At 68.7% G+C, this 12,001-nt stretch carries 9 protein-coding genes; all 9 read left to right on the top strand.

Going from position 1 to position 12,001, the window contains the following annotated elements:
- The coding region (locus AC30N0_RS08110; RefSeq protein WP_489517417.1) for a pilus assembly protein at positions 1-1,181 on the top strand (1,181 nt) is incomplete at its 5' end.
- Between the two features lie 25 nt (positions 1,182-1,206).
- Positions 1,207-1,917, top strand: coding sequence for an energy transducer TonB (locus tag AC30N0_RS08105; protein WP_489517416.1), 711 nt, complete (start codon positions 1,207-1,209; stop codon positions 1,915-1,917).
- A 73-nt stretch (positions 1,918-1,990) separates the two neighbouring features.
- Entirely contained in the window at positions 1,991-6,790 is a 4,800-nt protein-coding gene (locus AC30N0_RS08100; RefSeq protein ID WP_489517415.1) for a glutamate synthase-related protein, read from the top strand.
- Positions 6,791-6,826: 36 nt separating this feature from the next.
- Entirely contained in the window at positions 6,827-8,293 is a 1,467-nt protein-coding gene (locus AC30N0_RS08095) for a glutamate synthase subunit beta (protein ID WP_489517414.1), read from the top strand.
- 4 nt (positions 8,294-8,297) lie between these two features.
- Positions 8,298-9,146: an ABC transporter ATP-binding protein gene (locus AC30N0_RS08090; RefSeq protein ID WP_489517413.1), complete on the top strand. Its 849-nt coding sequence runs from the start codon at positions 8,298-8,300 to the stop codon at positions 9,144-9,146.
- Positions 9,143-9,928, top strand: a complete 786-nt coding sequence (mlaE, locus tag AC30N0_RS08085) for a lipid asymmetry maintenance ABC transporter permease subunit MlaE (RefSeq protein WP_489517412.1) — start codon at positions 9,143-9,145, stop codon at positions 9,926-9,928. The genes AC30N0_RS08090 and mlaE overlap by 4 nt, the downstream gene beginning before the upstream one ends.
- A 29-nt stretch (positions 9,929-9,957) precedes the next feature.
- Positions 9,958-10,464 carry an outer membrane lipid asymmetry maintenance protein MlaD gene (mlaD, locus tag AC30N0_RS08080; RefSeq protein ID WP_489517411.1) on the top strand — a complete coding sequence of 169 codons (507 nt, stop codon included), beginning with the start codon at positions 9,958-9,960 and terminating at the stop codon, positions 10,462-10,464.
- Positions 10,465-10,481: 17 nt separating this feature from the next.
- Positions 10,482-11,303 carry an MlaA family lipoprotein gene (locus tag AC30N0_RS08075; protein ID WP_489517410.1) on the top strand — a complete coding sequence of 274 codons (822 nt, stop codon included), beginning with the start codon at positions 10,482-10,484 and terminating at the stop codon, positions 11,301-11,303.
- Positions 11,304-11,437: 134 nt separating this feature from the next.
- On the top strand, positions 11,438-12,001 hold a 564-nt coding region (locus AC30N0_RS08070; protein WP_489517409.1), incomplete at its 3' end, for an MlaC/ttg2D family ABC transporter substrate-binding protein.

The raw sequence follows: 12,001 nt of genomic DNA, 5'->3' as shown, positions 1-12,001 counted from the left end.
CGGCCTGGAAGACCATCCTCGTGGCCGGGCTGAACGACGGCGGTCGCGCCTACTATGCGCTCGACGTCACCGATCCGCTGGTGCCCAAGGCGATGTGGGAGTTCAAGTGGAGCGACACCTGCTACGACTCGGCCAACGCGTCGACGGCGGGTGCCGACTGCCACCTCGGCAAGACCTTCGGCAAGCCGCTGATCTCGAAGCTGGCCGACGGGCGCTGGGTGGTCATGGTGACCTCGGGCTACAACAACGTGAACGCGACGCCGAAAGCCGGCGACGGCAAGGGCTACCTGTACGTGCTGAATGCCACCACCGGCGAGATCATCTACAAGATCGCGACCACCGCCGGCGACGCGACCACGCCGAGCGGCCTGGCCCAGATCAACAACTTCGTGAACAAGGCCGAGATCGACAACCTGACCGTGCGCGTCTACGGCACGGACGCTCTCGGCAACATCTGGCGCTTCGATGTGAACAACAACACGGCCCCGGCGGGCCTGGAAGCGACCCTCATCGGGACGGCCAAGGACCCGGGCGGGGTACCTCAGCCCATCACCGTCCGCCCGGAGCTGACCGAGCTCGGGGGCAAGCCGATGCTCTACGTCGCCACCGGCAAGCTGCTAGGCGCGACCGACACGGTGGACGTGCAGCGACAGTCGGTCTACGGCATCGTCGATCCGGTGATCGGGACCACCGCGTTCGCCAACCTTCGCTCGGCGCTCGCACCGCTCGCCATGACGCAGGTCGGTAGCGGTCCGGGTGCGATTCGCACCATCCAGTGCACTGGCAGCGCGGCCCAGTGCGGGTCCACCGACGGCTGGTACGTCGATCTGCCCGACCCCGGCGAACGGGTCAACGTCGAGATGAAGCTGCGCGGCCAGACCTTGATCATCGGCAGCAACGTGCCGCAGATCGGCCCGTGCGTTCCGGGCGGCTACAGCTGGCTGAACTACCTGGACTTCAAGAGCGGTCTCGCGGTGACCGGCTCGCCCGGCAACTCGGTGTCGACGTCGATTGCCAACAAGCTGATCGTCGGCCTGACCGTGATCAAGGTCGGCAGCGGCGCCAACCCATGGAAGGCGGTGGTCACCACCAACGACGGCGTGGTCACGGAGAACGTGCCCACCTCGAACCCTGCCGGAGTGCCGAGGCGCGTCAGCTGGCGCGAGGTGCTGGCGCAGTGATTCCGGGGCGGGACGGCGCGGCCCCGTGAAGCTGCTGCCGCGCGGCCTGATCGCGGCGGTCGGCGCCTCCGTCGCCTTTCACCTCGCCGCCGTCGCCGTGCCCTGGCGCGGGGGGCAGCCGGGTGCGCCGGCGCCGGGGGCCTCGACGGCGACGCTGGTGGCGCGACTGATCGAGTTGGCGCCCGCCACCCGGGTCGACGCTCCCCCGATCCCTGCGGCGCCACCGTCCGATGTGGTCACTCCTACGGCCGCGGTGCCGGCCATCGTGACGGAGGTCGCGACCGCCCCCCCGGCCTCGGTTTCGCCTCCTGCGCCGGCTCCGGAGGTGGCCTCCAAGCCGGTCCCGACGGAGGCCCCGGCCCTGCCGGACAGCCTGCCGGCACTGCCGGCCGACCGTTCCGCCGGGACGCGCGGCGCGGCGGAGAGCCGAACCGGGCTCGACCGCGGGCCCCGGCCTCTCGACGCCATCGACCCTGCGTTCCCGGCGGCGGCCGGAACGCGGGGCGGCACGGTCATCCTGCGCCTGGTCATCTCCGACACGGGCGAGGTGGAAAGCATCGTCGTCGTCCACGCCGCTCCGCCGGGTCTCTTCGACGAGGCGGCGCTGGCCGCGTTCGGACGAGCTCGGTTCGCGCCGGGCCTCCGTGGCGGCATTCCGGTGCGCAGCGAGGTGATGTACGAGGTCGAGTTCGCCCCCCTGGGCAAGGGCACGGAGGCGTCGGGCCGCACCTATTGACATCGACCCGGCCGCCCGGATCTGCATTGCTGCACTGCGGTATTCTTCATACCCAGCCGGCGCGAGAGAAGTCATGAGCGATACCCAGAACAGGCCTGTTCGCCTCGTCGAGCCCTGCCCGGAGCAGGAGCTCGCCGTCTGCGCGCGCGACGGCCTCTACCAGCCGGGCTCGGAGCACGACGCGTGCGGCGTGGGTTTCGTCGCCCATATCGCCGGGCATAAGTCGCACGCGATCGTCGAGCAGGGCCTGAAGATCCTTGAGAACCTCGACCACCGCGGCGCCGTCGGCGCCGACGCGCTGATGGGCGACGGCGCCGGCATCCTGATCCAGATCCCGGACGAGTTCTACCGCGCCGAGATGGCCGTGCAGGGCATCGTGCTGCCCCCGCCGGGCGAGTACGGCGTCGGCATGGTGTTCCTGCCGAAGGAGCATGCGTCCCGGCTGGCCTGCACGCAGGAACTCGAGCGCGCCGTTCGCGCCGAGGGCCAGGTGCTGCTCGGGTGGCGCGACGTGCCGGTCGACCGCGACCTGCCGATGTCGCCCGCCGTGCGCGCCAAGGAGCCGGTGCTGCGCCAGGTCTTCATCGGCCGCGGGCCGGACGTCATCGTCCCCGACGCGCTCGAGCGCAAGCTCTACGTCATCCGCAAGACGGCATCGAGCGCCATCCAGCGCCTGAAGCTGACGCACAGCCGCGAGTACTACGTGCCGAGCATGAGCTGCCGCACGGTGATCTACAAGGGCCTGCTGCTCGCCGGCCAGGTGGGCAAGTACTACAAGGACCTGGCCGACCCGCGCCTCGCCTCGGCGCTTGCGCTGGTGCACCCGCGCTTCTCGACCAACACCTTCCCGGAGTGGCCGCTGGCCCACCCGTACCGGATGGTCGCCCACAACGGCGAGATCAACACCGTCAAGGGCAACTTCAACTGGATGCGGGCCCGCGAAGGGGTCATGAAGTCGCCGGTGCTCGGCGCCGACCTGCAAAAGCTCTACCCGATCACCTTCGAGGGGCAGAGCGACACGGCGACGTTCGACAACGCCCTAGAGCTGCTGACGATGAGCGGCTACTCGCTCGCCCACGCCGTGATGATGATGATTCCCGAGGCGTGGGAGCAGCACACGTCGATGGACGCGCGGCGGCGCGCCTTCTACGAGTACCACGCGGCGATGATGGAGCCGTGGGACGGCCCGGCGGCGATGGTGTTCACCGACGGCCGCCAGATCGGGGCCACGCTCGACCGCAACGGCCTGCGGCCGGCGCGCTACATCGTCACCGACGACGGCCTCGTCGTCATGGCCTCGGAGACCGGTGTCCTGCCGATCCCGGAGAACCGGATCGTCAAGAAGTGGCGCCTGCAGCCGGGCAAGATGTTCCTGATCGACTTCGAGCAGGGCCGCATCGTCGACGACGAGGAACTGAAGAACCAGTTCGCGTCGGCGCGCCCGTACCGGCAGTGGGTCGACAGCGTCCGGATCAAGCTCGAGGAGCTGCCGGCCGCCCCGAAGCCGCCGCAGTTCTCGGAGACCCTGCTCGACCGCCAGCAGGCCTTCGGCTACACGCAGGAAGACGGCAAGTTCCTGATGAGCCCGATGGCGCAGGCCGGCGAGGAGGGCATCGGCTCGATGGGCAACGACTCGCCGCTGGCCGTCCTGTCCAGCAAGAACAAGCCGCTCTACAACTACTTCAAGCAGCTCTTCGCCCAGGTCACCAACCCGCCGATCGACCCGATCCGCGAGGCCATCGTGATGTCGCTGGTGTCGTTCATCGGCCCGAAGCCGGACCTGCTCGACATCAACGCCGTCAATCCGCCGATGCGCCTGGAGGTGTCGCAGCCGATCCTCGATTTCGCGGACATGGACCGCCTGCGCTCGATCGCCTCGCACACGAGCGCCAAGTTCCAGAGCTACGAGATCGACATCACCTACCCGCTGGAGTGGGGCGCCGAGGGCATCGAGGCCAAGCTGGCGTCGATCTGCGCCGAGAGCGTCGACGCGCTGAAGAGCGGCCACAACATCCTCATCATCAGCGACCGAAAGCTTGGCCGCGACCACGTCGCCTTGCCGGCGGCGCTCGCGCTGTCCGCGGTGCACCAGCACCTCGTGCGTGAAGGCCTGCGCACGACCGCGGGCCTGGTGGTGGAGACCGGCTCGGCGCGCGAGGTCCATCACTTCGCCGTCCTCGCCGGCTATGGCGCCGAAGCGGTGCATCCGTACCTCGCGCTCGAGACGCTGGCGTCGATGCATGGCGACCTTCCCAGCAACCTGGGCACCGACAAGGCCACCGCCAACTACATCAAGGCGATCGGCAAGGGCCTGTCCAAGATCATGTCGAAGATGGGCGTGTCGACGTACATGTCGTACTGCGGCGCGCAGCTGTTCGAAGCGATCGGACTCGAGAAGGACCTGGTCGACAAGTATTTCCGTGGCACCTCGAGCCAGGTCGGCGGCATCGACATCTTCGCGGTTGCCGAAGAGGCCATCCGCATGCATCGTGCTGCCTTCGGCGACGACCCGGTGCTCGAGAACATGCTCGACGCCGGCGGCGAGTACGCCTGGCGGGTCCGCGGCGAAGAGCACATGTGGACCCCCGACGCGATCGCCAAGCTGCAGCACGGCGTCCGTTCGAACCGCTTCGAGACCTACCAGGAATACGCCCGGATCATCAACGACCAGTCGCAGCGACACATGACGCTGCGCGGGCTGTTCGAGTTCGTGACCGACCCGGCGAAGGCCGTTCCCCTCGCTGAAGTCGAGCCGGCGGTGGAGATCGTCAAGCGCTTCTCGACCGGCGCGATGTCCCTGGGCTCGATCTCGACCGAGGCGCACGCGACGCTCGCGGTCGCCATGAACCGCATCGGCGGCAAGTCCAACACCGGCGAAGGCGGCGAGGACCCGGCCCGCTACCGCGCCGAGCTGCGCGGCGAGGCGATCGCCGAGGGAACGCACTTCGGCGACATCATCGGCAAGGGGGACATCGTCGTCGACTACCCGCTGCAGCAGGGCGACTCGCTGCGCTCGAAGATCAAGCAGGTCGCATCGGGCCGCTTCGGCGTCACGACCGAGTACCTGGTCTCGGCCGACCAGCTGCAGATCAAGATGGCGCAGGGCGCCAAGCCGGGCGAGGGCGGCCAGCTCCCCGGCGGCAAGGTCAGCGAGTACATCGGCCGCCTGCGCTACTCGGTGCCGGGCGTGGGCCTGATCTCGCCGCCGCCCCACCACGACATCTACTCTATCGAGGACCTGGCGCAGCTCATCCACGACCTGAAGAACGCGAACGCGCGGGCCAGCATCAGCGTCAAGCTCGTGTCCGAAGTCGGCGTCGGCACCATCGCCGCCGGCGTGGCCAAGGCCAAGGCCGACCACGTCGTCATCGCCGGTCACGACGGCGGCACCGGCGCGTCGCCCTGGAGCTCGATCAAGCACGCCGGCACGCCGTGGGAACTCGGCCTGGCCGAGACGCAGCAGACGCTGGTCCTGAACCGGCTGCGCGGCCGGATCCGGGTCCAGGCCGACGGTCAGATGAAGACCGGTCGCGACGTCGTCATCGGTGCCCTGCTCGGCGCCGACGAGTTCGGCTTCGCGACAGCGCCGCTGGTGGCCGAAGGCTGCATCATGATGCGCAAGTGCCACCTGAATACCTGCCCCGTCGGGGTGGCGACGCAAGACCCGGTGCTGCGAGCCCGGTTCCAGGGCCGGCCGGAGCACGTGGTCAACTACTTCTTCTTCGTCGCCGAGGAAGCGCGCCAGCTGATGGCGCAGCTCGGCGTACGCAGCTTCGACGACATGATCGGCCGGGTCGACCTGCTCGACACGCGAAAGGGCATCGCGCACTGGAAGGCGAGGGGGCTCGACTTCAGCCGCATCCTGCACGTGCCGGCCGCGCCGCCCGAGGTGGCACGACGCCAGGTCGAGACGCAGGACCATGGCCTCGACAATGCACTCGACGTGCGGCTGATCCAGAAGTGCGCGCCGGCGCTCGAGCGCGGCGAGAAGGTGCAGCTGCTCGAGCAGGTGCGAAACGTCAACCGGACCGTCGGCGCCATGCTCTCCGGCGAGCTGATCCGCAGGAGGCCCGAGGGGCTGCCCGACAACACCATCTTCATTCAGATGGAAGGCACCGGCGGCCAGAGCTTCGGCGCCTTCCTGGCCCAGGGCATCACGATCTACCTGATCGGCGACGCCAACGACTACACCGGCAAGGGCATGAGCGGCGGCCGTCTCGCAATCCGCCCCAGCATCGACTTCCGCGGCGCCGCGACCGAGAACATCATCGTCGGCAACACCGTGCTCTACGGCGCGACAAGCGGCGAAGCCTTCTTCCGCGGCGTCGCCGGCGAGCGATTCGCCGTCCGCCTGTCCGGCGCGACAGCGGTCGTCGAAGGCACAGGCGACCACGGCTGCGAGTACATGACCGGCGGAACGGTCGTCGTGCTCGGCAGGACCGGGCGCAACTTCGCAGCCGGCATGAGCGGCGGCATCGCCTACGTGTACGACGAGGACGGCCAGTTCGCGTCGCGCTGCAACACGAGCATGGTCTCGCTCGGCCGCGTCCTCGCCGCCGCCGACCAGGAGCAGACACTTGAGCGCTCCGTGTGGCACAAGGACCAAGCGGACGAGACCATCCTCAAAACCCTGATTTCCGAACACCACAAGTGGACCGGGAGCCTGCGCGCGCGCGAGATCCTCGATCACTGGGCCGAGGCCCGCGGTCGTTTCGTGAAGGTCTTCCCGAACGAGTACAAGCGGGCGCTTGCCGAGATCAGCCTGAAGGCGATGACGGCGCTCGGCGAGATCCGCGCGACGACCGCTGCCGATGATGTGATCGCCAAGGCGCGCACGGCCGGCAAGGCCGCCAAGGTCACGGCGCCGAAGTAGACGCACGGCGCAGCAGCAGAAAGATCCGCAATCGCGATGGGCAACGTCACCGGATTCCTGGACTTCGATCGTGTCGAGGAGGGCTACGACCCGGTGCCTCGGCGCGTCACCAATTTCAGGGAGTTCGTCCACACCCTGAAGGAAGAGGACGCGAAGGTCCAGACCGCGCGCTGCATGGATTGCGGCACGCCGTTCTGCAACAGCGGCTGTCCGGTGAACAACATCATCCCGGACTTCAACGACCTCGTGTACCGCGCCGACTGGAAGATGGCCTGGGCCGTCCTCGACTCGACCAACAACTTCCCTGAGTTCACGGGCCGCATCTGCCCGGCGCCCTGCGAAGCCGCGTGCACGCTGAACATCAACGACGACCCGGTCGGCATCAAGTCGATCGAGCACGCGATCATCGACCGCGCCTGGGCCGAAGGCTGGGTCCTGCCGAAGGTGCCTGCGGCGCGGACCGGCAAGACCGTCGCCGTCGTCGGCTCGGGACCCGCCGGCATGGCTGCCGCGCAGCAGCTCGCGCGTGCCGGCCACGCGGTCACGGTCTTCGAGAAGAACGACGCCATCGGCGGGCTGCTGCGCTACGGCATCCCGGACTTCAAGATGGAGAAGATCCACATCGACCGCCGCGTCGCCCAGATGCAGGCCGAGGGCGTCGTCTTCCGCACCGGCATCCGCGTCGGCGGGCGCCGTCTCGAAGGCAGCGTCACGGACTGGTCGACCCAGGCCATCTCTGCCGGCGAACTGCAGGCGCAGTTCGACGCGGTCGTCCTCGCGGGCGGCGCGGAACGTTCGCGCGACCTGCCCGTGCCGGGCCGTGATCTCGCCGGCATCCACTTCGCGATGGAGTTCCTGCCGCAGCAGAACAAGGTGAACGCGGGGGGGCAGGTCGAGGCACAGATCCGCGCCGACGGCAAGAACGTGGTCGTGATCGGCGGCGGCGACACCGGCAGCGACTGCGTCGGCACCAGCAACCGGCACGGCGCCAAGAGCGTGACCCAGTTCGAGCTCATGCCCATGCCCCCCGAGCACGAGCACAAGCCGCTCGTCTGGCCCTACTGGCCGACCAAGCTGCGCACGTCGTCCAGCCACGAGGAAGGCTGCGAGCGCGAGTTCGCGATCGCGACCAAGGAGTTCCTCGGCGAGGCGGGCAAGGTCACGGCACTGAAGGCGGTCCGCGTCGAGTGGGACGGCGGCAAGATGGTCGAGGTGCCGGACACCGAGCAGATCATCCCGGCCGAGCTCGTGCTGCTGGCGATGGGCTTCGTGAGCCCGGTCGCCAGCCTGCTCGAGGAGTTCGGCGTCGAGCGCGACGCCCGCGGCAACGCCCGCGCCGGCGTCGACGAGATCGGCGGCTACGCCACCAGCGTGGCGAAGGTGTTCGCCGCCGGCGACGTGCGCCGCGGCCAGTCGCTCGTGGTCTGGGCGATCCGTGAAGGACGGCAGGCGGCGCACGCGGTCGATGCCTTCCTCATGGGCAAGAGCGAGTTGCCGCGCTGACTCGATGACGTCGGAACAGCAGCGGGCAGACGAACCTGCGCGAGCGAGCGGCGAGCTCCTGGTCGACATCGAGAACGTCGTCTTCGGCTACGAAGGCGGGCGCACGATCCTGAACGACATCTCGATGTCCTTCCAGCGCGGCAAGGTCACCGCCATCCTCGGCGGTTCGGGCTGCGGCAAGACGACCGTGCTGCGGCTCATCGGTGGCGTCTACCCCGTGCGCAGCGGCACGATCCGGTTCGACGGCCGGCCCATCGACCCCGGCGACACCGCGCAGCTGTTCGCGCTGCGCCGTCGTCTCGGCATGCTGTTCCAGTTCGGGGCGCTCTTCACCGACCTGTCCGTGTTCGACAACGTCGCCTTCCCTCTGCGCGAGCACACCGACCTCGACGAGGCCATGATCCGCGACGTCGTCCTGATGAAGCTGAACGCGGTCGGGCTGCGCGGCGCCGCCAGGCTGCGCATCTCGGAGGTATCGGGCGGGATGGCGCGGCGCGTTGCGCTGGCGCGCGCGATCGCCCTCGATCCCGAGCTGATCATGTACGACGAACCGTTCGCCGGCCTCGACCCGATCTCGATGGGGGTCGCCGCGAACCTGATCCGGACCCTCAACGACACGACCGGCGCGACCTCCATCCTGGTCTCTCACGACGTCGAGCAGTGCTTCGCGATCTGCGACTACGCCTACCTGATGTCGTCGCAGGGCAAGGTGGTCGCGCACGGCAAGCCGGGGCAGCTCGCCGAATCCGACGATCCCGAGGTGCGCCAGTTCATCCGCGGCGAGCCCGACGGGCCGGTGCGCTTCCATTACCCCGCGCCCGGCCTGGCCGACGACTTCGGGGTCCGCGCTTGAACTTCGTCGCGCGCGTCGGACAGGGTGGCCTCGAGCTGCTGCGTATCCTCGGCCACCACGCGTTCTTCTTCGTCGACCTCCTGCGCGCCTGCCCGGCCGCGCTGCGCCGGCCCTACCTGGTGGTGGCCCAGATCCATGCCATCGGCAACCTGTCCCTGGTCATCATCCTGGCGTCGGGGCTCGCCGTCGGCTTCGTGCTCGCGCTGCAGATGTATTACGCGCTCGTCACCTACGGCGCGGCGGAATCGCTCGGGTTGATCGTCAACCTGTCGCTGACGCGCGAGCTCGGTCCCGTCGTCACCGCCCTTCTCTTTGCCGGCCGGGCAGGCACGTCGCTGACCGCGGAGATCGGCCTCATGAAGGCGGGCGAGCAGCTTGCGGCGATGGACATGATGGCCATCGACCCCAAGAGCCGCGTCCTGGCGCCGCGCTTCCTCGGCGGCATCGTCGCCATGCCGATCCTCGCGATCCTCTTTTCGGCCGTGGGCATCCTCGGCGCCTATGTCGTCGCGGTGCTGCTGATCGGTGTCGACTCCGGCAACTTCTGGTCGATCATGCAGTCCGGCGTCGACGTGCGCCGTGACATCGGCAACGGCATCATCAAGAGCATCGTCTTCGGCTTCATCTGCACCTTCGTCGCGCTCTACCAGGGCTACGAAGCCAAGGCGACCCCGGAGGGCGTGGCGCACGGGACGACACGGACCGTCGTGATCGCCTCGCTGAGCGTCCTGATGATGGACTTCGTGCTGACCGCGTTGATGTTCACCACGCCGGGCAGCTGACAACATACCGGTCGCAACCAGGGATTCCGATGGGCAGGAAAAGCATAGAGATCTTCGTCGGCTTGTTCGTTCTGCTGGGGTTGGTCGGGCTCGTCTTTCTCGCCCTGAAGGCCGCCAACCTGGGCAGCTTCAGCACCGGCGACAGCTACACGCTCACGGCGCGCTTCGACAACATCGGCGGCCTGAAGGTGAGGGCGCCGGTCAAGAGTGCCGGCGTCACCGTCGGCCGGGTCGCCGCGATCACGCTCGACCCGCAGCGCTACCAGGGGCTCGTGCGTCTCGAGATCCAGCGCGACGTGCAGTTCCCGACCGACTCCTCGGCGCGCATCCTCACCTCGGGGCTGCTCGGCGACCAGTACCTCGGCATCGAACCCGGGGCGCAGGAAAAATCGTTCCAGCCCGGCGACGAGATCAAGCAGACACAATCGGCGGTGGTGCTGGAGAGCCTCATCAGCCAGTTCCTCTTCAGCAAGGCCGCCGACGCCGGTGCGGCACCGGCGGCCCCCGTCCCAGCCGCGAGCGGAGCAAGGAAATGACACCGTCGAGAGCCCCCATGCGCGTTCGGACCTTGGCGATGGCGGCGGTGCTGGCGCTGTTGGCGGGCTGCGCGACGATCCAGGACGCTCGCGGCGGCCCGGGCCAGCGGCTGGACCCGTGGGAGAAATGGAACCGCAAGGTCTTCAACTTCAACGAGGACCTCGATCAGGCCGTGCTCCGGCCGGTTGCGACGGCCTACGCGAACGTCACGCCGCAGCCCGTCCGCAGGATCATCGGCAACTTCTTCGCCAACTTCGCCGACGCCTGGTCGGCGGTCAACAACCTTCTCCAGGGCAAGGTCCAGGCGGGCCTCGACGACGCGACACGCGTGGGCGCGAACACGCTGTTCGGTCTGCTGGGCATCCTCGACGTCGCCTCGGAGATGGGCCTCGAGCACCACTACGAGGACTTCGGCCAGACGCTCGGCCGCTACGGCGTGGGCGCCGGCGCCTACATGGTCCTCCCCGTCCTCGGGCCCTCGACGGTTCGCGACGCTGCCGCCATCGCCGTCGACCGGCTTGCTTCTCCGCCGGGTTTCTTCGAAGGCACCGGCACCCAGATCGGCCTGACGGTGCTGCAGATCGTCAACACCCGGGCCGGCCTGCTCGGCGCCACTCGCGTCATCGACGAGATCTCACTCGACAAGTACACCTTCGTGCGTGACGCCTACCTGCAGCGGCGGCGCAGCCTGGTCTTCGACGGCGATGCGCCGGAGACGCCCGAGCAGCCGGAACGCGCCGCTTCCGCCGCTGCCGGCGCCGCGCGGGGCAACCTGGCGCCCCCTGCTGCCGCGACTCCTGCCTCGGCGCCGGGCGCTCCGGCCTCGGCACCGCGCTGAGTCGGCCCGGTCATCCGGTGAACCGGCCCGGCAGGTGGCGCGTTGAGGGTCAGGGGGCTTAGTCCCGCGCCCGACAAGGTTCTCCCAAGTCAGGCACCCTGCGGCCTCACCTGGACATTGACAAAGGATTTCTGATGTTCTCTTCCCGAATCGCCGGCTGGCTCGCTGCCGCGGCGCTCTCGTTCGCGACGCTCGGCGTGCACGCCCAGGCCGCCAAGGCGCCCGACGCCCTCATCAAGGAGGTCTCGACCGACGTGCTCGACGCGGTCAAGGCGGACAAGACCATCCAGGCCGGCGACATCCGCAAGGTGATCGGGCTGGTCGACCAGAAGGTGCTGCCCTACGTCAACTTCGAGCGGATGACGGCGTCTGCCGTCGGCCGCTACTGGCGCCAGGCGACGCCCGAGCAGCAGAAGCGCCTGCAGGACGAGTTCAAAGTCCTGCTGGTGCGCACGTACTCGGGCGCCCTGTCGCAGGTCAGTGCCGAGCAGAGCGTCGACCTCAAGCCGATGCGCTCCGCTGCCGGCGATGCCGAGGTCGTGGTGCGCACGGAAATCCGCGGCAAGGGCGATCCGATCCAGCTCGACTACCGGCTCGAGAAAGCCGGTGCCGGCTGGAAGATCTACGACGTCAACGTCATGGGTGTCTGGCTGGTCGAGAACTACCGCAACAGCTTCGCCCAGGAGATCGGCAGCAAC

Source organism: Rhizobacter sp., from assembly GCF_031412495.1.
Taxonomy (GTDB): domain Bacteria; phylum Pseudomonadota; class Gammaproteobacteria; order Burkholderiales; family Burkholderiaceae_C; genus Schlegelella_A.
The sequence above is the reverse complement of the archived record's forward strand: the minus strand, read 5'-3'. Positions and strand labels throughout refer to the sequence as shown.